20 protein-coding genes are annotated in these 20,441 nt (G+C 68.6%); 14 read left to right on the top strand and 6 right to left on the bottom strand.

The genetic code is table 11. From position 1 onward, the window contains the following. Positions 1-12: 12 nt before the first annotated feature. On the bottom strand, positions 13-534 hold the full coding sequence (locus tag OQ789_RS14835) for a DUF1697 domain-containing protein (RefSeq protein WP_324686694.1): 522 nt from the start codon (positions 532-534) through the stop codon (positions 13-15). Between the two features lie 65 nt (positions 535-599). Between OQ789_RS14835 and OQ789_RS14830 the strand changes: the two genes are divergently transcribed. Together OQ789_RS14830 and OQ789_RS14825 are read left to right on the top strand one after the other, a co-directional pair. Beyond that, a complete protein-coding gene (locus OQ789_RS14830) occupies positions 600-1,043 on the top strand; it encodes a PPOX class F420-dependent oxidoreductase (protein ID WP_324686693.1) in 444 nt (147 codons plus the stop codon). A gap of 41 nt (positions 1,044-1,084) precedes the next feature. Continuing rightward, complete coding sequence (locus OQ789_RS14825) at positions 1,085-1,312, top strand: DUF5302 domain-containing protein (RefSeq protein WP_324686692.1); 228 nt, start codon at positions 1,085-1,087, stop codon at positions 1,310-1,312. A gap of 66 nt (positions 1,313-1,378) precedes the next feature. Here the strand turns inward: OQ789_RS14825 and OQ789_RS14820 are convergent, their stop codons facing one another. Next, positions 1,379-1,912, bottom strand: coding sequence for a nuclear transport factor 2 family protein (locus OQ789_RS14820; RefSeq protein ID WP_420716118.1), 534 nt, complete (start codon positions 1,910-1,912; stop codon positions 1,379-1,381). An 85-nt stretch (positions 1,913-1,997) separates the two neighbouring features. Here OQ789_RS14820 and OQ789_RS14815 point away from each other — a divergent pair, with 85 nt between their 5' ends. Further along, positions 1,998-2,570 carry an HhH-GPD-type base excision DNA repair protein gene (locus OQ789_RS14815; protein WP_324686752.1) on the top strand — a complete coding sequence of 191 codons (573 nt, stop codon included), beginning with the start codon at positions 1,998-2,000 and terminating at the stop codon, positions 2,568-2,570. 28 nt (positions 2,571-2,598) lie between these two features. Next, positions 2,599-2,745 carry a DUF1059 domain-containing protein gene (locus tag OQ789_RS14810; RefSeq protein ID WP_066951537.1) on the top strand — a complete coding sequence of 49 codons (147 nt, stop codon included), beginning with the start codon at positions 2,599-2,601 and terminating at the stop codon, positions 2,743-2,745. 87 nt (positions 2,746-2,832) lie between these two features. On the opposite strand, the gene OQ789_RS14805 is transcribed toward OQ789_RS14810, so the two are convergent. Both OQ789_RS14805 and OQ789_RS14800 read right to left on the bottom strand, forming a co-directional pair. Beyond that, a complete protein-coding gene (locus tag OQ789_RS14805; protein ID WP_324686689.1) occupies positions 2,833-3,975 on the bottom strand; it encodes a hypothetical protein in 1,143 nt (380 codons plus the stop codon). A gap of 45 nt (positions 3,976-4,020) precedes the next feature. Next, complete coding sequence (locus OQ789_RS14800; RefSeq protein WP_324686688.1) at positions 4,021-4,797, bottom strand: hypothetical protein; 777 nt, start codon at positions 4,795-4,797, stop codon at positions 4,021-4,023. A 234-nt stretch (positions 4,798-5,031) separates the two neighbouring features. Here OQ789_RS14800 and OQ789_RS14795 point away from each other — a divergent pair, with 234 nt between their 5' ends. Beyond that, a complete protein-coding gene (locus OQ789_RS14795; RefSeq protein WP_420716117.1) occupies positions 5,032-6,246 on the top strand; it encodes a mannosyltransferase in 1,215 nt (404 codons plus the stop codon). Positions 6,247-6,302: 56 nt separating this feature from the next. Here OQ789_RS14795 and OQ789_RS14790 read toward each other — a convergent pair whose 3' ends face one another. Continuing rightward, positions 6,303-6,587, bottom strand: coding sequence for a 4a-hydroxytetrahydrobiopterin dehydratase (locus OQ789_RS14790; RefSeq protein ID WP_324686687.1), 285 nt, complete (start codon positions 6,585-6,587; stop codon positions 6,303-6,305). A 27-nt stretch (positions 6,588-6,614) separates the two neighbouring features. On the opposite strand from OQ789_RS14790, the gene OQ789_RS14785 reads away from it, so the two are divergent. From OQ789_RS14785 to OQ789_RS14755, 7 genes are all read left to right on the top strand, one after another. Then, positions 6,615-7,022 (top strand): (deoxy)nucleoside triphosphate pyrophosphohydrolase, encoded by a 408-nt coding sequence (locus OQ789_RS14785; protein ID WP_324686686.1) that lies wholly within the window; start codon positions 6,615-6,617, stop codon positions 7,020-7,022. A gap of 462 nt (positions 7,023-7,484) precedes the next feature. Next, positions 7,485-11,201: a nitrate reductase subunit alpha gene (locus OQ789_RS14780; protein WP_324686685.1), complete on the top strand. Its 3,717-nt coding sequence runs from the start codon at positions 7,485-7,487 to the stop codon at positions 11,199-11,201. 3 nt (positions 11,202-11,204) lie between these two features. Then, positions 11,205-12,821, top strand: coding sequence for a nitrate reductase subunit beta (narH, locus tag OQ789_RS14775; protein WP_324686683.1), 1,617 nt, complete (start codon positions 11,205-11,207; stop codon positions 12,819-12,821). Further along, positions 12,818-13,486 (top strand): nitrate reductase molybdenum cofactor assembly chaperone, encoded by a 669-nt coding sequence (narJ, locus tag OQ789_RS14770; protein WP_324686682.1) that lies wholly within the window; start codon positions 12,818-12,820, stop codon positions 13,484-13,486. The genes narH and narJ overlap by 4 nt, the downstream gene beginning before the upstream one ends. Next, complete coding sequence (narI, locus tag OQ789_RS14765) at positions 13,479-14,207, top strand: respiratory nitrate reductase subunit gamma (protein WP_324686681.1); 729 nt, start codon at positions 13,479-13,481, stop codon at positions 14,205-14,207. The genes narJ and narI overlap by 8 nt, the downstream gene beginning before the upstream one ends. 72 nt (positions 14,208-14,279) lie before the next feature. After that, positions 14,280-16,169 (top strand): translational GTPase TypA, encoded by a 1,890-nt coding sequence (gene typA / locus OQ789_RS14760; RefSeq protein ID WP_324686680.1) that lies wholly within the window; start codon positions 14,280-14,282, stop codon positions 16,167-16,169. A gap of 45 nt (positions 16,170-16,214) precedes the next feature. Continuing rightward, positions 16,215-18,122: an ABC transporter family substrate-binding protein gene (locus tag OQ789_RS14755; RefSeq protein WP_324686751.1), complete on the top strand. Its 1,908-nt coding sequence runs from the start codon at positions 16,215-16,217 to the stop codon at positions 18,120-18,122. A 9-nt stretch (positions 18,123-18,131) separates the two neighbouring features. Here the strand turns inward: OQ789_RS14755 and OQ789_RS14750 are convergent, their stop codons facing one another. Next, the gene (locus OQ789_RS14750) at positions 18,132-18,743 is read right to left on the bottom strand and encodes a TetR/AcrR family transcriptional regulator (protein WP_324686678.1); all 612 of its coding nucleotides are present in this window, start codon (positions 18,741-18,743) and stop codon (positions 18,132-18,134) included. A gap of 142 nt (positions 18,744-18,885) precedes the next feature. Between OQ789_RS14750 and mshB the strand changes: the two genes are divergently transcribed. Together mshB and OQ789_RS14740 are read left to right on the top strand one after the other, a co-directional pair. Then, entirely contained in the window at positions 18,886-19,800 is a 915-nt protein-coding gene (gene mshB / locus OQ789_RS14745; RefSeq protein ID WP_324686677.1) for an N-acetyl-1-D-myo-inositol-2-amino-2-deoxy-alpha-D-glucopyranoside deacetylase, read from the top strand. A 91-nt stretch (positions 19,801-19,891) separates the two neighbouring features. Then, entirely contained in the window at positions 19,892-20,353 is a 462-nt protein-coding gene (locus OQ789_RS14740) for a hypothetical protein (RefSeq protein WP_324686676.1), read from the top strand. Positions 20,354-20,441: the final 88 nt, after the last annotated feature.

The following is a 20,441-nucleotide window of genomic DNA, read 5'->3' as shown; positions in this document are numbered from 1 at the left end:
GTAGCCGCGGGCTCAGCGCAACACCTTGTCCAGGGTGCGCAGGTTGCGCGTCGTGGTTGACGACTTGTACCGGGGCTTGCCCATCGTCTTGCCGATGCGGCTGTCCAGCGTGGCGCCCTTGGGGACCTGCCAGTAGACGACGCCGTCACCGCGGCGGATCTTCTCGTCGGGACCCGCGTCTTTGCCCAGCGCGGCGAGCTCGTCGAGTAAGGCCTCGTCGGCGACGAACGTGACGTAGGAGTGATAGCCGTCGACCTCGCGCTCGAACGGGTAGGCGTCGACCAGGGTGCGCACCGTGTCGATGTCGTACGCCAGCACCCACGCGTCGTAGCCGAACCGGTCGCGCAACGCCGCCTCGGCCTTTTTGCGCACCGACGCCACGCCGGCTTTTGACTCCAGCAGCACGTTGCCGGTCGCCAGGATGGTCCGGACCTCGGTGAACCCCGCCTCGGTGAGGGCGGCCGTCACCTCGGCCATCTTGAGGTTGACGCCCCCGACGTTGATGCCACGCAGGAAGGCCGCGTATTTGCTCATGCCCCGATTGCATCAGTTCGGCCGCCCGTCGAATAAGCCGGGCCTTCGCGACGTAGGCTTTCGTCATGCGACGTCAAGTCTTCGACGACAAGTTGCTGGCCTTGATCAGCGGGCACTCCCTCGGGGTCCTGGCCACCATCAAGCGGGACGGGCGGCCGCAGCTCTCGAACGTGAGCTACCACTTCGACCCGCGCAGCCTGGTGATCCAGGTGTCGATCACCGAGCCGCGCGCCAAGACCCGCAACCTGCGCCGCGACCCGCGGGCCTCGATCCTGGTCGACGCCGACGACGGATGGTCGTACGCCGTCGCCGAGGGCACCGCCGAGCTGACGCCCCCGGCGGCCGCGCCCGACGACGACACCGTGGAGGCGCTGATTGCGTTGTATCGCAACATCGCCGGTGAACACCCGGACTGGGATGAGTACCGGCAGGCCATGGTCACCGACCGTCGGGTGTTGCTGACGCTGCCGATCTCGCACCTGTACGGCATGCCGCCGGGGATGCGGTAGCCACACCGCGCTGTTTCGGCAGACCCACTAGGCTGCCCTCTATGGCTGAATCCAACGCCCGGCAGGGTGCGAAGTCGTCGCCGGAGTCCGCGGCGGCCGCGGGCACACCCGCGTCCGACGACGACACCAAGCGGAAATTCCGCGAAGCCCTGGACCGCAAGAGGGCGACGTCGTCGAGCGGGTCCGATCACAAAGACGGCGCCGGCAAGCAGTCGCGGGCGCACGGCGCGGCGGGAAACCGCCGGGAATTTCGCCGCAAGAGCGGCTGACGATCGTCAGCCATCCTCGGGCAATCATGGTGTCCGACAAGGTTTTCGCACGGTGAAGCGGCGGCCTCAGCCTTCCGGCGCGGTGAACACACCGATCGACGGGTCCGCTTGGCCGGGTTGGCCGCGTAGGCTGCCCCGGGTGCTGGGGTGGTCGAAGTTCACCCGGGACGGGTCGTTTTGGTATGCCCAGTCCGCCACGATGCTGCGGTGCGCGAATTTCCAGCTGCCGTCGTGTTTGGCGTAGGAGTCCAGGTATCGCCCACCGATGATGACGTCGATGTCGCGTTCGGGGCCGGCGAAGGTGTGAAACACCAGGCAGTAGATCTCGCCGCGAGCGGTGTCGCCTTCGACGTCGAAGTTCGTCGTGGTGATGTTGTGTTGGGAGACAAGCACATACGGCTCGGCGGCGCGCAGTTGGGCGATGAACTGCTCGACGCCGCCGGTCGAAAATTCGCCGTGCGAATCCGTCGCCTCGGGGTGGTACAGGCTACGCAGTGTGTCGTAGTCGGCGCGGTCGACGGCGCGGCAGTAGGCGTTGACGAGCTGGTGCAGTTCGTCACGGGCCAGCATCAGCGCCAGCCTGCCCTCGTCGACCACCACGCCACGATAACGCGGTCCGGTGAGTAGTCTTGCGACCTATGGGTCCCCGGGCCGAGGGTGCCGCGCGGAAGGAAGATCGTTGACGGTGAAACTTTGCCTCGCTCAAGATCCCCAGGCCGACAAGCTGCTGGACGAGAGTCCGTTGGCCTTGCTCGTCGGGATGGTGCTGGATCAGCAGGTCCCCTTCGAGACGGCGTTCGCCGGACCGAAGAAGATCGCGGACCGGATGGGCAGCTTCGATGTCACCGAAATCGCGGACTACGACCCGGACAAGTTCGCCGCGCTGTGCGCGCAAAGACCTGCGATACACCGCTTTCCGGGGTCGATGGCCAAGCGCATCCAGACGCTGGCGCAGATCATCGTGGACCGCTACGACGGCGACGCGGCCGGACTGTGGACTGCCGGCGACCCCGATGGACACGAGCTGCTGCGGCGGATCAAAGCATTGCCGGGTTTCGGCGACGTGAAGGCGCGGATCTTCTTGGCCCTGCTGGGCAAGCAGTACGACGTAACGCCGAAAGGCTGGCGCGCGGCGGCGGGGGAGTTCGGTCAGGCCGGTGCGCACATATCCGTCGCGGACATCGTCGACGCCCAATCGATGGGGAAAGTGCGCGCGTACAAGAAGCAGATGAAAGCGGCTGCGAAAGCGTCGAAATAGCGAGTCCACAGAAGGGAAGGGCGACGAAGTGAAGACACACATAACGTGTCCGTGCGGCGAAGCCATCGTCGGCAAGGACGAGGACGAACTGGTCGAACTGACTCAAGCTCACCTCGCCAGCGATCATCCTGGCCTCGAGTACGACCGCGACGCCATCCTGTTCATGGCGTACTAGCCGCAACACCCGCCGACGCGGACACGGGCGCCCCCGATCGGGGACACCCGTGGTCGCAGGTGACGAGACGGTGTCGGCGCCGGTTCGTTACGGCACCACCGTCGAGCCGATGGTAGGCATGAACTGGCACTGCTTTTCCTTGGTGGTGACCTGCCCGAAGATCGTCGACATGATGCTGCCCGAGCCGGTGTCGGCGATCGCGCTCAGCGTCGTCGGCCCGTCCGGGTTGATGTCCGGACGCGGCTTGAGCGCGACGGTCCCGGACTTGCCGGTGGTCAGGTTCACCCAGGTGACGTTCAGCGGCAGCTTCTGCACCTCGGCGGGTCCGGGCGTGCCGACCGCGGTGAAGACGTAAGCGGTCTGTCCGGCCCCCGGGCCGGGGAGCGGAATCTTGGCCGGGCCCGCCACCGACAGCGCGGTGGCGATGGCGCTGGTGCCGTCCGCCAGGCAATTGGTGCCGATCGACGGGTACATGAAGTCCTGGGTGGGCGGCGTGTCAGCGCCGAACCCGGGAGCCGCCGCCGCGGGGGCCGCGTCCGGCGCGGGAGCCGGAACCGGTGCGGGCGCCGGTGCGGCCTGTGGTGCCGGAGCGGGCGAGGGCGCCGGGGCGGCTTGAGGTGCCGGAGCCGGTACTGGCGCGGGGGCGGCTTGCGGTGCGGGTGCCGGGACCGGTGCGGCGACGGGCACGTTGGCCGGTTGGGCGGGAGCCGGCGCGGCGGGCGCGGCCGCCGGCGCGGGGCCGGCCGCGTGAGCCGGGTCGACACCCACCGGCAGGTGCGCCTCGGGTGCCGGGGCCGCGGGCGTCACTGCAGCGGGTGCCGGGCCGGCCGCGTGAACGGGGTCGATTCCGGTCGGCAGGTGGGCCTGCAAACCGGGTTCCGCGCCCGCAGCGGGTACGTGTTGCACCGGCGCGCCGGGATCGGCGACGAACTGATTCACTGCCGCCGCAACGTTTTTCGACTCCGGGGGTGTGCTCGGGTTGTGGGCGAAGGCTTGCGCCGCAGCCATCAGCAGCTGCGTCGCTTGCTGCGGGTCGGTCGCCGCCTGCTGGATGAGCGGGCTCAGCTGCGACAAGGCAGGCAGCCCCGGCAGCCCTGGGGCCGCATTCGGTAGCGGTATCGGCTGCGGCGCCGCCGGGTCGGCTGCCGCGCTCGGGCACAGCCCGAACGCGACAGCCGATGCCGTGACGACAGCGGCCAAACCTTTGGACAGATTCCAAGTGGTTGCCACGGTGTCCTCCGGTTCTAGAAGTGGTTTAGCCGTTTAGGGGGCTGATCAGGGCAGGGCGGCCAGCAGCGGCGCCGCCGGTCCCGCGGGGCTGACCGCCGGCGCGGGTGCCGCCGGTGCCGCGGGTGCCGCCGGTGCCGCGGGCGCGGCCGGAGCCTGACCCGATGCGAGCGCCGGCAGATCTTGCGGGAGCGTCACCTTCGGCGGCACGCTGACCGGCAGGCCGGCCGGCATGGCCGGCATGTTGACCTGCGCCTGTGGGATCTGCGGAGCGGGCGGAGTGGCCGGCGCCGCCGGAGACGACAGCCCCGGGATGGTCGGCAGGCCCGGGATGGTCGGAGCGGCCGGAGCGGCGGGACTCGCAGCCGCCGGCTGCGCACCCGTCAGGCCCTGGATCATCCCAGGAATGCCACCGGTCGCCGTCGACGGCGCGGCGGGGGTCGCCGACTGCGCCAACCCCGGAAGCAGGGAGTTGGTTGCCGACGACGGCACTTGGGTGGCAGGGCTGGTCGGCGCGGTCAGCCCGGGAATCGAGGGAAGGCCCGCCGCCGGAGCCGCCGCGGTCGCCGGCGAGGTGGCCGCCGGAACACCCGGGAAGCTGATGCCCGGGGTGGCCGGCGCCGCGGGCGGCGTGGCGCCGAGTGCGGTCGCGAGGTTCTGCAGGATTTGCGGTGCGTTGGCCGCCGAACTGATCAGCTGCTGCGGAATGTTCGGCACGGCCGGGGCCGGCACGGGGTCGGCGTGGGCGATTCCGCCCGTCAGTAGCGCTGCGGACGAACCGACCACGACGGCGGCTGCACGCATGTAAGTCCAGATGGTTGGCATGACTCTCCCTGATTGATCGATTACAGGTTCGGCGCTGAAGTTACTTTGATGCAGATGGGACTCAAGTGACACGTGTGGCATTTATAAACTCGTTACTGATACGAGCGAGACCGGTTACCGAACGGGCGAAATAACTGCTCGCAAGCCCCTCGATGGGCCGAGCGCGCTGCGGCGCGTGCCCCCCTCGCTAAAGTCGGGCGAATAGACACCACCTCGGCCGCCCCGGCGGCACCCATGCCCCAGCGGTTGGCGAGTCTGTGTAGGGCGGCCGCGCCGATGCTGCTCGTCGCGAGCATCGCCGCGCGGCTGGCCTGGACGTATCTGGCTCCCAACGGCGCGAACTTCGTCGACCTGCACGTGTACCTCGGCGGTTCCGCGGCGATCGACCACCCCGGCACCTTGTACCGCTACGTCTATGCCGACCAGACGCCGGACTTTCCGCTGCCGTTCACCTACCCGCCGTTCGCGGCCGTCGTCTTCTACCCGCTGCACCTGCTGCCGTTCGGCCTGGTGGCCTTCCTCTGGCAGATCGCCACCATGGCCGCGCTCTACGCCGCGGTCCGGCTCAGCCAGCGCCTGATGGGCGTGGCGGACGGCCCCACCGGCCGGCGCGTCGCGATGGGGTGGACGGCGGTCGCCATCTGGATCGAGCCGCTGCGCAGCACATTCGACTACGGCCAGATCAATGTGCTGCTGATGACCGCGGTGTTGTGGGCGGCCTACACCACGCGGTGGTGGCTGTCGGGGCTGCTGGTGGGCGCGGCGGCCGGCATCAAGTTGACCCCCGCGATCGCCGGTGTCTACCTGGTCGGCGCACGGCGGTGGGGCGCGGCGGTGTTCTCGGCGGTCGTTTTCGTTGCCACCATTGGGATTTCGGTGCTGGTCGTCGGCGACCAGACGCGCTACTACTTCACTGACCTGTTGGGCGACGCCCACCGAGTGGGCCCGATCGCCACCTCGTTCAATCAGTCGTGGCGCGGAGGCATTTCCCGGATCCTGGGCCACGACGTCGGATTCGGCGCGCCGCTGGTGGCCGCCGTCGTCGTCACCGCGGTGCTGGCGGTGCTGGCCTGGAGGGCCCTGGACGCCTCCGATCGGCTGGGCAGGCTGGTGGTGGTGGAGCTGTTCGGGCTGCTGCTCTCACCGATCTCCTGGACGCATCACTGGGTGTGGCTGGTCCCGCTGATGATCTGGGCGATCCACGGCCCGGTGCACGAGCGGCGCGGAGCGCGGATCGTCGGCTGGGGCTGGCTGGCCCTCACCCTGATCGGCGTGCCGTGGCTGCTGAGCTTCGCCCAGCCGACAATCTGGCAGATAAGCCGGCCGTGGTATTTGGCCTGGGCGGGGCTGATCTACATCGTGGCGGCCGTGGCGACGCTGATCTGGATCGCTGCGAGCGGCAGCCGAGAACAAGTTGCGGGTACCGCGCCGAATGTCACACCAGCGTGACCACCGACGCCGAGCGTCGAGCTGGCGTGACGCTCGGCGGAGGCGAAAGACGCCGACTAGTTGTCGACGATGCCGTTGATGTCGCGGGCCATATCGATGTCGTTCTGGGTGATACCGCCCTCTGAGTGCGTGACAAGAGCGAAAGTCACTGTCCGCCAACGAATATCGATGTCCGGGTGGTGATCCTTGCTCTCCGCGTGCTCGCCCACCCGCCGCACCGCGTCGATGCCGGCGAGAAAACTCGGAAACTTGATCGAGCGGCGCAGGGCGCCCTCGGCGCGCTCCCATCCGCCCAGATCGGGCAGTGCGGCGTCCACTTGCTCATCCGTTAACACAGCCATGCACCCGACGGTATACCGTCACTGCCCATGCCGACCCAGATCGTCGTCGCCGGCGCCGTGATCTGCGACTGCAAGGTCTTGGTGGCACAGCGCGCCACCCCGCCGGAGCTGGCCGGCCGCTGGGAATTGCCCGGCGGCAAGGTCGCCCCCGGTGAAACGGAACGCGACGCGCTGGCTCGCGAGCTGGCCGAGGAACTGGGCCTGGCAGTCGGTGACGTCGTGGTGGGCGACCGGCTCGGCGACGACGTCGCGGTGGACAGCCGATTCACGCTGCGGGCCTACCGCGTGCGGCTGATCCGGGGCGAGCCCGACCCCCGCGAGCACCGGGCATTGCGCTGGATCACGGCGGCCGACCTGCACGACCTGGACTGGGTGCCGGCCGATCGGGGCTGGCTGGCGGACCTGACGGAAATCCTGCGGCGAGCTACCTCGTAACGAGCCCACAGACTTCTGGCAGCTTAGGTACAGCCGCGTCGCAGTTGCCCACAGTGGACTTAATAGCACAATATGACTTGTAATAACGACGCCACACGAAGCGAAGCTGCCCTAGATGTGCGTGCCGATAGCGAGCCGAATGGTTGTTCAGACGTTCCCGTCGCGGCCACCGTGCCGGGCCGCTGGCGGGCGCACAAAAGCCGGTGCTCATGACGTGTTTTCGGGCAAATTCTGCACCCCCGGCGGACCTGATTTCGGCCTCCGCGGCGACCTATGCAGGGTGCCGTATCGCCCCGCGGCCCGCGGGCCTGAAATACCGAGCGCTGAGCCGATTCGAGCCGGCGCGGGCGGGTGGATCGCTGGGCTAGTTGCCGAACACAACGGTTGCCGGACATAACGGAGACGGGGCCGAACGAACGGCCTTACCCAAGGCCTGACGCTACCGAATCGGAGGAGAACTTCTTGACCGTCACACCTCATGTTGGTGGAGTGCTCGAGGAGCTCTTGGAGCGCAGCGGGCGATTTTTCACGCCCGGCGAATTCTCGGCGGACCTGCGCACGGTCACTCGTGAGGGCGGCCGCGAGGCCGACGTGTTCTACCGCGACCGCTGGAGCCATGACAAGGTCGTTCGCTCCACGCACGGGGTGAACTGCACCGGGTCCTGTTCGTGGAAGATCTACGTCAAGGACGGGATCATCACCTGGGAGACCCAGCAGACCGACTACCCGTCGGTGGGTCCCGACCGGCCCGAGTACGAGCCGCGCGGCTGTCCTCGCGGCGCGTCGTTCTCCTGGTACAGCTACTCGCCGACCCGCGTCCGCTACCCATACGCCCGCGGCGTCCTCATCGGGATGTACCGGGAGGCCAAGGCCCGACTCGGCGACCCGGTGCTGGCGTGGGCCGACATCCAGGCCGATCCCGAACGCCGTCGCCGCTATCAACAGGCCCGTGGCAAGGGTGGGCTGGTGCGGGTCACCTGGGCCGAGGCCACCGAGCTGATCGCCGCCGCCCACGTGCACACCATCAAGACCTATGGGCCGGATCGCGTCGCCGGATTCTCCCCGATCCCGGCGATGTCGATGGTGTCCTACACCGCAGGCTCGCGGTTCTTCGAGCTGATCGGCGCCCCCATGACGTCGTTCTACGACTGGTACGCCGACCTGCCGGTGGCCTCACCACAGGTGTTCGGCGATCAGACCGATGTCCCCGAATCCGGGGACTGGTGGGACGCGGCGTATTTGATGATGTGGGGTTCCAACGTTCCGATCACCCGCACGCCCGACGCACACTGGATGGCCGAGGCGCGCTACCGCGGCACCAAGGTGGTGACCGTCAGCCCGGACTACGCCGACAACACCAAGTTCGCCGACGAGTGGATGCCCTGTGCGGCCGGCACCGACGGGGCGCTGGCCATGGCGATGGGCCACGTCATCCTCTCGGAATGCTATGTGCAGAAACAGGTTCCGTTCTTCACCGACTATGCACGCCGCTACACCGACCTACCGTTCCTGATCAAGCTGGAAGAGCGCGGCGACATGCTGGTGCCGGGAAAGAACCTCACCGCAGCGGATCTGGGGGAGGCCTTCAAACGAGCCGAGAACGCCGCGCTCAAGCCCGCGGTGCTGGACCAGACCACCGGTTCGGTGGCGGTGCCGCACGGCTCGCTCGGGTTCCGGTACGGCGAGTCGGGCGTCGGAAAGTGGAACCTCGATCTGCACGACCTGATGCCGGCGCTCAGCGTGCGAGACTGCCTCGGCCACAACGGGGATGACGACAGCGTAATGGTCCACCTGCCCAGCTTCGACACGATCGACGGCGAGGGCACCACGGTGGCGCGCGGGATCCCGGTGCGCCGCATCGGTAAGCACCTGGTGTGCACCGTCTTCGACCTGATGCTCGCCCAATACGGGGTCTCCCGGCCCGGCCTGCCCGGCGATTGGCCCACCGGTTATGACGACGCCGGCCGGCAGAACACCCCGGCCTGGCAGGAGGCGATCACCGGAGTGTCGGCCGCCCAGGCCATTCGGGTGGCAAGGGAATTCGCGCACAGCGCCGAGGAATCCGGCGGCCGGTCGATGATCATCATGGGTGGCGGTATCTGCCACTGGTTCCACGGCGACGTGATCTACCGTGCGGTGCTGGCGCTGCTGATGCTGACCGGGTCGATGGGCCGCAATGGCGGGGGCTGGGCTCACTACGTCGGCCAGGAAAAGGTGCGCCCGCTCACCGGATTTCAGACGATGTCGATGGCTACCGACTGGGTGCGTCCGCCGCGGCAGGTGCCCGGCGCCTCGTACTGGTACGCGCACACCGACCAGTGGCGCTACGACGGCTACGGGGCGGACAAGCTGGCCAGCCCGGTGGGCCGGGGCAGGTTCGCGGGCAAGCACACCATGGACCTGCTGGCGTCCTCGGTGGCGATGGGGTGGAGCCCGTATTATCCCCAGTTCGACCGGTCCAGCCTGGACGTGGCCGACGAGGCGCGCGCCGCCCACCGCGACATCGCCGACCACGTCGCCGAGCAGCTCGGTCAACGTAAGCTCAAGCTCGCCGTGACCGATCCCGACAACCCCGTGAATTGGCCACGGGTGCTTACGGTCTGGCGCTCCAACCTGATCGGGTCGTCAGGCAAGGGCGGCGAGTACTTCCTACGCCACCTGCTGGGGACCGACTCCAACGCAACGGCGGTGCCGCCGCAGGACGGGATACGGCCGACTCAAGTGGCCTGTGCGGGGGACATCCCGGAGGGCAAGCTCGATTTGATGATGTCGATCGACTTCCGGATGACCTCGACGACGCTGGTGTCCGACATCGTGCTGCCGGCGGCGACCTGGTATGAGAAGGCCGACATCGCCAGCACCGACATGCACCCCTACGTGCACGCGTTCAGCGCCGCGACCGATCCGCCGTGGGAAACCCGTTCGGACTTCGATGCTTTCGGCGCCATCGCGCGTGCGTTCAGCGCCATGGCAAAGGATCACCTGGGCACCCGCACCGACGTGGTGCTCACCGCGCTGCAGCACGACACACCGGATGCGATGGCCTATCCCGATGGCACCGAATCCGATTGGCTGCACTCCGGCGCGACGCCGGTGCCGGGACGCACGATGGGCAAGCTCACCGTGGTGGAACGCGACTACACCGCCATCTATGACAAGTGGCTGACCCTGGGCCCGCTGGTCGACAAGTTCGGCGTGACTACCAAAGGCGTCACCGTGCACCCGTTCCGGGAGGTCGAAGAGCTCGCCGCCAAGTTCGGGGTGCTGAAATCCGGTGTGGCAGCGGGCCGTCCGGCCGTCACCACCGCGTCGCGGATGGCCGACGTGCTGCTGGCACTGTCCGGAACGACGAACGGAAGGCTGGCGGTCGAGGGCTTCCACGAACTGGAGAAGCGCACCGGTCAGCGGCTGGTGCATCTGGCCGAGGGCAGTGAGGACAAACGCATCAGCTACGCCGATACCCAGGCGCGGCCCGTTCCCGTGGTCACCAGCCCGGAATGGTCGGGCAGCGAAACGGGTGGTCGCCGCTACGCGCCGTTCACCATCAACGTCGAAAACCTCAAGCCGTTCCACACCCTCACCGGGCGGATGCATTTCTATCTCGCCCACGACTGGGTCGAGGAGCTCGGTGAGCACCTACCGGTGTTCCGCCCGCCGCTGGACATGAAGCGATTGTTCGGTCAGCCGCAGCTGGGTTCCGCCACGGAAGGTCCCGACGGCATCGGGCTCACCGTGCGCTACCTGACGCCGCACTCGAAGTGGTCTTTCCACTCCACCTATCAGGACAACCTGTACATGCTGTCGTTGTCGCGTGGCGGACCGACGATGTGGATGAGCCCGGGTGACGCCGCGAAAATCCAAGTGCACGACAATGATTGGGTGGAGGCGGTCAACGTCAACGGCATCTACGTGTGCCGGGCGATCGTCAGCCACCGGATGCCCGACGGCGTGGTCTTCGTCTACCACGTCCAGGAGCGCACCGTGGACACCCCGCGCTCCGAGACCAACAACAAGCGGGGCGGCAACCACAACGCGCTGACCCGGGTGCGCATCAAGCCCAGCCACCTGGCCGGTGGCTACGGCCAACACGCGTTCGCGTTCAACTACCTGGGGCCGACCGGCAACCAGCGCGACGAGGTGACCGTGGTGCGCCGCCGCGGCCAGGAAGTGCGGTACTGACGAATGAAGGTCATGGCGCAGTTGGCGATGGTGATGAACCTCGACAAGTGCATCGGCTGCCACACCTGTTCGGTGACCTGCAAGCAGGCCTGGACCAACCGGCCCGGTACCGAATACGTGTGGTTCAACAACGTCGAAACCCGTCCGGGGCAAGGCTATCCGCGCACCTATGAGGACCAGCAGCGGTGGCGCGGCGGCTGGATCCGTGACAAGAAGGGCCGGCTGCGGCTGCGCGACGGCGGGCGGCTGCACAAGCTGCTGCGGATCTTCGCCAATCCGAAGTTGCCCGTCATCGGCGACTACTACGAGCCCTGGACGTATGACTACGAAAACCTGACCAATGCGCCCGCGGGCGACACCTTCCCGACGGCCGCACCGAAAAGCCTGATCACCGGTGAGCCGATGAAGATTTCGTGGGGACCGAACTGGGACGACAACCTGGCCGGGTCGCCGGAGATCCTGTCCGGGGACCCGATCCTGAAGAAGGTCAGCGAAGAGGTGAAGCTCTCGCTCGAAGAAACCTTCATGTTCTACCTGCCCCGCATCTGCGAGCACTGCCTCAACCCGTCCTGCGTGGCGTCGTGCCCGTCGGGCGCGATGTACAAGCGCAGCGAGGACGGCATCGTGCTGGTCGACCAGGACCGCTGCCGCGGCTGGCGGATGTGTGTGTCCGGATGTCCTTACAAGAAGGTGTATTTCAACCACAAGACGGGCAAGGCCGAGAAGTGCACGCTGTGCTATCCGCGGATGGAGGTCGGCCTGCCGACCATCTGCTCGGAGACGTGCGTGGGGCGGCTGCGCTATCTGGGCTTGGTGCTCTACGACGTCGACAAGGTGCTGCAGGCGGCGTCGGTGGAAAAGGAGACCGATCTCTATCCCGCGCAGTGCGAGATCCTGCTGGACCCAAGCAATCCGGACGTCGTCGCCGCGGCGCGGGCGGAGGGCATCCCGGACGAGTGGATCGAGGCTGCGCAGCGCTCCCCGGTGTACGCGCTGATCCACACCTACAAGGTGGCGCTGCCATTGCATCCGGAGTACCGGACCATGCCGATGGTTTGGTACATCCCGCCGCTCTCGCCGGTGGTCGACGCCGTCAGCCGCGATGGGCACGACGGGGAAGATCTGGGCAACCTGTTCGGCGCCCTGGACGCGCTGCGCATTCCGATGCAGTATCTGGCCGAGCTGTTCACCGCCGGCGACACCGCGGTGGTGGAAAGCGTGCTGCGCAGGCTGGCGGCGATGCGCTCCTACATGCGCGACATCAACCTCGGCCGCGAGACCCAGCCGCATATCCCGCATTCGGTCGGCCTGACCGAGGAAGAGATCTACGAGATGTACCGGCTGCTCGCCATCGCGAAATACGAAGAGCGCTATGTCATTCCGACCGCCTTTGCGCCGCAGGCCCGCGATCTCGAGGAGATGGGCTGCTCGTTGACGGGCGACGGCGGGCCGGGCATGTACGAGTCGGACCCGGTGCCGGTGTCCGTGGAGACCTTCCACACCCTCCAGCAGCATGGCGACGATCCCGAAACCGCCCGGCGACCGGCACGGGTGAACCTACTCAACTGGGACGGCGGCCAGGTGCCCGCCGGAATGTTCCCCCGAGAGGAGCAGCGATGAAGCTGCTGTCGGCGCTGCGGGAGCGCTCCGCCAACCGGGCGATGCAGGATCGCCTGGTGTGGCAGGCGGCGTCGCTGCTGCTGGCCTACCCGGACGACCGACTGGCCTCGCGCCTGGACGTCGTCGACGAGTTGCTCGGCCACGTGGGCGGTGCGCAGGCAGAACTGCCGCGGCAGACGGTCGCGGCGCTGCGCGCGCGTGAGCCGATGGCCGCCGCGATGGACTACGTCGAAACCTTCGACATGCGCCGGCGGGCCACCATGTACCTGACGTACTGGACCGCGGGGGATACCCGCAACCGCGGCCGCGAGATGCTGGCGTTCGCCACCGCCTATCGGGAGGCGGGCGTGCAGCCGCCCGGCGGCGAGGCGCCCGATCATCTGACCGTGGTGCTCGAATTCGCCGCCACCGTCGATCCCGAGGTCGGGCGCCGGCTGCTGGAGCAGCATCGCGTGCCGATCGACGTGCTGCGTGGCGCCCTGGCCGAGGCCACGTCGCCCTACGAGCCGACGATCGCGGCGGTCTGCGCGACCCTCGCCCCCGCCACCGACCAGGAGCTGCGCCGCGCCGAACGGCTGGCGCAGGCCGGACCCCCGGTGGAATCCGTTGGGCTGCAACCGTTTACCTTGACCGTGCCGCCCCGCAAAGGATCGTCAAGTGTTTAGCAGCGTGCTGTTCTGGGACATCGCGCCCTACGTCACGCTCTCGGTGCTGATCGTGGGGACGTGGTGGCGCTACCGCTACGACAAATTCGGCTGGACCTCGCGATCTTCGCAGATCTACGAGTCGCGGCTGCTGAGCATTGCCAGCCCCATCTTCCATTTCGGCATCCTGGCGGTGTTCGCCGGACACGTGATGGGGTTGTTCATTCCGCCGAAGGTCACCCAGATGCTCAAGATGAGCGACCGCGTCTACCACCTGCAGGCGGTCGCCGCCGGGTCGATGGCGGGCATGGCGACACTGATCGGGATCGGGTTGCTCATCTACCGGCGGTTCACCCGCCCGGCGGTGACCACGGCCACCACCCGCAGCGACAAGATCATGTATGTGGTGTTGGTGCTGGCGATCGTGGTGGGCCTGTACTGCGACCTGATCGGGACCGGTCCGCACGGCGGCGAGTTCCACTATCGCTACACGGTCGGCCTGTGGTTCCGCCGGATCTGGATCCTGCAGCCGCACGGCGAGGTGATGGTCAACGCGCCGTTGGACTACCAGCTGCACGCCCTGATCGGGATGGTGCTGTTCACGCTCTGGCCGTTCACCCGGCTGGTGCACGTGTTCAGCGCCCCGGTCGCATACCTGTTCCGGCCGTACATCGTCTACCGCAGCCGCGAGGCGTCCAAGGACCAAGTCGTCGGCACCGCGCCGCGCCGCCGGGGCTGGTAGGGCCCGCCCCCGGGTGGGACCGGGCCACCTGCCGGTTCGCTATCCGGGGGCCTCGCTGCCACAATCACCGACGTGCTATTTCGCAACGTCGCCATCGTCGCCCACGTCGACCACGGAAAGACCACGCTGGTTGACGCGATGCTGCGGCAGTCGGGCGCGCTGCACCACCGGGGTGACGACACCCAGGAACGCATCATGGACAGCGGTGACCTGGAGAAGGAAAAGGGCATCACCATCCTGGCCAAGAACACCGCGGTGCACCGGCACAACCCGGACGGCACCGTCACGGTGATCAACGTCATCGACACCCCCGGCCACGCCGACTTCGGCGGCGAGGTGGAACGCGGGCTGTCCATGGTGGACGGGGTGCTGCTGCTGGTCGACGCCTCCGAGGGCCCGTTGCCGCAGACGCGATTCGTGCTGCGCAAGGCGCTGGCCGCCCACCTGCCGGTGATCCTGGTCGTCAACAAGACCGACCGGCCCGACGCCCGCATCGCCGAGGTGGTCGAGGCCAGCCACGACCTGTTGCTCGACGTCGCGTCGGACCTGGACGACGAGGCCGCCGCGGCCGCCGAGCATGCGCTCGGCCTGCCGACGCTGTACGCGTCCGGCCGCGCCGGCATCGCGAGCACCGAACAGCCCGCCGACGGCGAGGCGCCCGCCGGGGACAACCTGGACTCGCTGTTCGACGTGCTGATGGAGCACATCCCGCCGCCGTCGGGCGACCCGGAGGCCCCGCTGCAGGCGCTGGTGACCAACCTCGACGCGTCGGCCTTCCTGGGCCGGCTCGCCCTGATCCGCATCTACAACGGCAAGATCCGCAAGGGCCAGCAGGTCGCCTGGATGCGCGAGGTCGACGGGCTGCCGGTCATCACCAGCGCCAAGATCACCGAGCTGCTGGCAACCGAGGGCGTCGAGCGCAGCGCCACCGAGGAGGCGATCGCCGGGGACATCGTGGCGGTGGCGGGCCTGCCCGAGATCATGATCGGCGACACGCTGGCCGACCCGGACCACGCGCACGCGCTGCCGCGCATCACCGTCGACGAGCCGGCGATCTCGGTGACGATCGGCACGAATACGTCGCCGCTGGCGGGCAAGGTGTCCGGCCACAAGCTGACCGCGCGCATGGTCCGCAGCCGCCTGGACTCCGAGCTGGTGGGCAACGTGTCGATCCGGGTCGTCGACATCGGCCGGCCCGACGCGTGGGAGGTGCAGGGCCGCGGCGAGCTCGCGCTGGCCGTGCTGGTCGAACAGATGCGCCGCGAGGGCTTCGAGCTCACGGTCGGCAAGCCGCAGGTGGTGACCCGCACGATCGACGGCAAGCTGCACGAGCCCTTCGAGGCGATGACCATCGACTGCCCCGACGAGTTCGTCGGCGCCATCACCCAGCTGATGGCCGCCCGCAAGGGCCGCATGGAAGAGATGACCAACCACGCGGCGGGCTGGGTCCGGATGGACTTCATCGTGCCCAGCCGCGGCCTGATCGGGTTCCGCACCGATTTCCTCACCCTGACCCGCGGCACCGGCATCGCCAACGCCGTGTTCGACGGCTACCGGCCGTGGGCGGGGGAGATCCGGGCCCGTCACACGGGGTCGCTGGTGTCCGACCGCGCCGGCACCATCACACCGTTCGCGATGATCCAGCTCGCCGACCGGGGCCAGTTCTTCGTCGAGCCCGGGCAGGACACCTACGAGGGCATGGTCGTCGGAATCAACCCGCGCGCGGAGGATCTCGACATCAACGTCACCCGCGAGAAGAAGCTGACGAACATGCGGTCGTCGACCGCGGACGTCATCGAAACGTTGGCCAGGCCGCTCGAGCTCGATCTCGAGCAGGCCATGGAATTCTGCGCGCAGGACGAATGCGTCGAGGTGACCCCGGAGATCGTGCGAGTGCGCAAGGTCGAGCTGGACGCGACCGCCCGGGCTCGCAGCCGGTCGCGGGCCAAGGCCCGGGGCTGACACCGCGTGGTTGGGCGGGTTGTTGTGCAGCTGCTCGCTACCCTGATCAGCGTGCCGAGACGAGTCCGCCGCCTGTTGATGATGCTCGGCGGGCTGGTTTCGCTGGTCGGATTCGTCCTGTCGGCCTGCACGGTCAACCCGCCGCCGGCGCCGCAGAGCACCGATACGCCGCACAACTCGGTGCCGCCGCCGCCCCGGGTCAGCCAGATCATCATGGGCATCGACTCGATCGGCGCCGGCTTCAATCCGCATCTGCTGTCCGACCTGTCCCCGGTGAACGCGGCGATCAGCGCCCTGGTACTGCCGAGCGCCTTCCGGCCGGTCCCCGACCCCAACACGCCGACCGGCTCCCGATGGGAGATGGACCCGACTCTGTTGGTGTCGGCCGAGGTGACCAGCCAGAACCCGTTCACGGTGTCGTACAAGATCCGGCCCGAGGCGCAGTGGACCGACAACGCGCCGATCGCCGCCGATGACTTCTGGTACCTGTGGCACCAGATGGTCAGCCAGCCCGGGGTCGTCGATCCGGCCGGGTATGACCTCATCACCGGCGTGCAGTCGCTGGAGGGCGGCAAGCAGGCGGTCGTCACCTTCGCCGAACCGTACCCGGCGTGGAAAGAGTTGTTCAGCAACATCCTTCCGGCGCACATCGTCAAGGACGTGCCCGGCGGGTTCGCGTCCGGCCTGGCCCGGGCGCTTCCGGTCACCGGCGGGCAGTTCCGCGTGGAAAGTATCGACCCGCAGCGCGACGAGATCCTGCTGGCGCGTAACGACCGCTACTGGGGACCGCCTGCCAAACCCGCGCTGATCCTCTTCCGGCGTGCCGGGGCGCCCGCCGCGCTGGCCGACTCCGTGCGCAACGGCGACACCCAGGTGGCGCAGGTGCATGGCGGCTCGGCGGCCTTCGCGCAGCTGTCCGCCATTCCCGACGTCCGCACGGCCCGGATCGTGACGCCGCGGGTCATGCAGCTCACGCTGCGGGCCACCGAGCCCAAGCTGGCCGACACGCAGGTACGTAAGGCGATCCTGGGCCTGCTCGACGTCGACCTGCTGGCGGCCGTCGGCGCGGGCAGCGACAACACCGTCACCCTGGACCAGGCCCAGATCCGCGCGCCGAGCGACCCCGGATACGAGCCGACCGCGCCGCCGGCGATGACGACGCCCGCCGCGCTGACGCTGCTCGAGGGGGCCGGATACAAGGTCGAACCCAACACGTCGGCGTCGGCGGCGTCGCCGCCACCGAACCCGCCGAACACCGGGCCTCCGGAGGTCATTCGCGGCCGGATCAGTAAGGACGGCCAACAGCTCTCGCTGGTCGTCGGGGTGGCGGCGAATGACCCGACCTCGGTGGCGGTGGCCAATACCGCCGCTGACCGCCTGCGCAACGTCGGCATCGCCGCGACTGTGCTGGCGCTGGATCCGGTCGCGCTCTACCACGACGCGCTCAACGACAACCGCGTGGACGCGATCGTCGGCTGGCATCAGGCGGGCGGCAACCTGGCGACCCGGCTCGCCTCCCGGTACGGCTGTCGCGCACTGGAATCGACGCAGGTACCGATTTCCAATGGGCCGGCACCCACACCGTCCACCCCGGCCGCGCCGTCCAGCGGGCCGGCCGCGACGTCGACGACACCGGCCAGGACGCCGACCACGACACCGCCCAGCCGCCCCGCTGATCCCAACGCGCTGGTGCAGGCGCCGTCGAACCTGACCGGGATCTGCGATCGCAGCATCCAGTCGAACATCGACGCCGCGCTCAACGGCACCAAGGCCATCAGCGACGTGATCACCGCGGTCGAGCCGCGCTTATGGAACATGTCCACCGTGCTGCCGATCCTCCAGGACACCACCATCGTGGGGGCCGGGCCGAGCGTCCAGAACGTCAGCCTGTCCGGTGCGGTCCCGGTGGGCATCGTCGGCGACGCCGGCCAGTGGGTCAAGACCGGACCCTGACCCCGCTTGTCAGTCGGGGGGCCGCCCGGCCCGCGGCGGGATCACGGTGTCGACGATCAGCGTCAGCTCGCGCCGGTTCGGCGGAGACCCGTTGAGCAGGAAGTGCTGGTTGATCAGAGCCGACCCGATGCGCGCGGTGAGTGGCGTGACGCCCTTCGGGTCGAGGTCGCCGTCGTCTATCGCTGCCTGCAGGATCGATTCCATGATTTTCAGCCGCGGCTGCACCACCGCGTCGACGAAGATGGTCCGCATCTCGGGTTCGTGCAACAGCTGGTGGATGACATCCAGACCGGGAAAGCCGGTCTTTCCGGCCAGCAGATCACGCTGCGCGCTGAACATCGTCAGCAGGTTCTCTCTGGCCGAACGGCCGGACCGCAGTTCGGGCAGTGGCGGCAGCGCGTAAACCAAGGCGGCGTGCACCAGTTCGCATTTGGTGTCCCAGCGCCGATAGAGCGCGGCCTTGCCGGTGTGGGCGCGCGTCGCGATGCCCTCCATGGTCAGGCTGCCGTAACCGACTTCGGTCAGTTCGGCCAGGGTGGCCTCGTAGAGGGCGCGTTCGAGAACCTCACCCCGCCGGCGGCTGCGGCTGCCGGTGCGGTCTGCGTCGGTGAGCTGGGACACCCCTTGATAGTAGCCGTGGGCGTTCCTACCCGGTGAGGTTCGGGCGAGGTGGCCGCGCGGCGCCGAAGATAAGAAACGGTGTCGGGCACTAAAGCCGGCTGCCGATGCCGCTGCCGTCGCCGCTGACGGTAGGGTGCCCTGCATGCCCGAGACGCCGCGGCTGCTGTTCGTCCATGCGCACCCCGACGACGAAAGTCTGGGCACCGGCGCCACCATCGCCCACTACGCGGCCCGCGGCGCGGATGTCCGCGTCGTCACCTGCACCCTGGGCGAGGAGGGCGAGGTGATCGGTGACCGCTGGGCCGGACTCGCCGCCGATCGCGCGGACCAGCTGGGCGGCTACCGAATCGGCGAACTGACCGCAGCGCTGCAGGCGCTGGGCGTCGATGGTCCCCACTATCTCGGCGGTGCGGGCCGGTGGCGCGATTCGGGGATGAGTGGCGCTCCCCGCCGGCACCGGCAGCGGTTCATCGACGCCGACGAGCGCGAGGCCGTCGGCGCGCTGGTGGCCGTCATCCGCGAGCAGCGCCCACACGTGGTCGTGACCTACGACCCCGCCGGCGGCTACGGCCATCCCGACCACGTGCACGCGCACCGGATGACGATGGCCGCCGTGCCCGCGGCCGGTTCGCCGGCCGGCGCCGCCGGCTTTCCTGGCGAGCCGTGGGCCGTACCGAAGCTGTACTGGTCGGTCTTCGCGGCGCGCACATTCGGGGCGGCCATCGACACGCTGACACCCGAGGATCTGCGGCCCGAATGGTCGATCCCGCCCAGGGAGGCGTTCACCTTCGGCTACGCCGACGCCGACATCGACGCCGTCGTCGAGACCGGCCCGCAGGCCTTGGCCGCCAAGCGCGCGGCGCTCACCGCGCACGCCACCCAGGTGACGGTCGGCCCGACGGGCCGGGCCTGCGCGCTGTCGAACAACGCGGCGCTGCCGATATTCGGGGACGAGCACTACGTCCTGGTCGCGGGCGCCGCGGGCGAGCGCGACGAGCGAGGCTGGGAGACGGACCTGCTCGCCGGGCTGGGTTTCCCGGCGACCCCGGCACGGTAGGCTGCCAATCAGGCAGCCACGGAAGGAATCGCATGGACCCCGACCTGGACCCTAACCAGCAGCACTGGCAGGACCGGCTGGACAGCCTGCAATGGGTGATCGGCTCAATCCTGTCGAACATCGACAGCGTCCCGACCTGACCGAAACCGAGCCAAGCGTCGCATCCGTTGACGACGGCGCTGCGACCGATCCCGCGATCCGGTTCGTCGTGTTGGCCCTCTTGGCGGTCGACGGGGTGCTCTCCGCACTCGCCGGGTCCCTGCTGCTGCCTCTCTATATCGGGACGGTTCCGTTTCCCATCAGCGGGCTGATTTCCGGACTCCTCAACGCGGCGCTGGTGTGGGCCGCGGGTCGCTGGACCAGCTCACCCCGCGTGGCGGCCCTGCCGTTATGGACGTGGCTGCTGACGGTGGCGGTGATCAGCATGGGCGGCCCGGCCGACGACGTCATCCTGGGGGGCGGCGGCTTGATGGCCTACGGGGCGTTGATACTGCTGGCCCTGGGCGTTGTCCCGCCGGTTTGGGTGTTGTGGCGGCGCGGCCACCGCACCTGACATTGGGCCGGGATGTCACCCGTGTGCCCCCGCCGGTGTGCCGCTACTGTTGACTGTTGCCCGGACGGGACCCGCCACCGGGTGCCAC

Source organism: Mycobacterium sp. 94-17 (assembly GCF_035617725.1).
Lineage (GTDB): Bacteria > Actinomycetota > Actinomycetes > Mycobacteriales > Mycobacteriaceae > Mycobacterium.
Note: the sequence above shows the minus strand (reverse complement) of the source record. Positions and strands in the feature narration are given on the sequence as shown.

What these genes read in the sequence shown, in the direction of transcription:
- OQ789_RS14835 (WP_324686694.1), bottom strand. Translation starts at nt 534, where the DNA reads ATGAGCAAATACGCGGCCTTCCTGCGTGGCATCAACGTCGGGGGCGTC.
- OQ789_RS14830 (WP_324686693.1), top strand. Translation starts at nt 600, where the DNA reads ATGCGACGTCAAGTCTTCGACGACAAGTTGCTGGCCTTGATCAGCGGG.
- OQ789_RS14825 (WP_324686692.1), top strand. Translation starts at nt 1,085, where the DNA reads ATGGCTGAATCCAACGCCCGGCAGGGTGCGAAGTCGTCGCCGGAGTCC.
- OQ789_RS14800 (WP_324686688.1), bottom strand. Translation starts at nt 4,797, where the DNA reads ATGCCAACCATCTGGACTTACATGCGTGCAGCCGCCGTCGTGGTCGGT.
- OQ789_RS14795 (WP_420716117.1), top strand. Translation starts at nt 5,032, where the DNA reads ATGCCCCAGCGGTTGGCGAGTCTGTGTAGGGCGGCCGCGCCGATGCTG.
- OQ789_RS14790 (WP_324686687.1), bottom strand. Translation starts at nt 6,587, where the DNA reads ATGGCTGTGTTAACGGATGAGCAAGTGGACGCCGCACTGCCCGATCTG.
- OQ789_RS14785 (WP_324686686.1), top strand. Translation starts at nt 6,615, where the DNA reads ATGCCGACCCAGATCGTCGTCGCCGGCGCCGTGATCTGCGACTGCAAG.
- narH (WP_324686683.1), top strand. Translation starts at nt 11,205, where the DNA reads ATGAAGGTCATGGCGCAGTTGGCGATGGTGATGAACCTCGACAAGTGC.
- narJ (WP_324686682.1), top strand. Translation starts at nt 12,818, where the DNA reads ATGAAGCTGCTGTCGGCGCTGCGGGAGCGCTCCGCCAACCGGGCGATG.
- mshB (WP_324686677.1), top strand. Translation starts at nt 18,886, where the DNA reads ATGCCCGAGACGCCGCGGCTGCTGTTCGTCCATGCGCACCCCGACGAC.
- OQ789_RS14740 (WP_324686676.1), top strand. Translation starts at nt 19,892, where the DNA reads ATGGGTGATCGGCTCAATCCTGTCGAACATCGACAGCGTCCCGACCTG.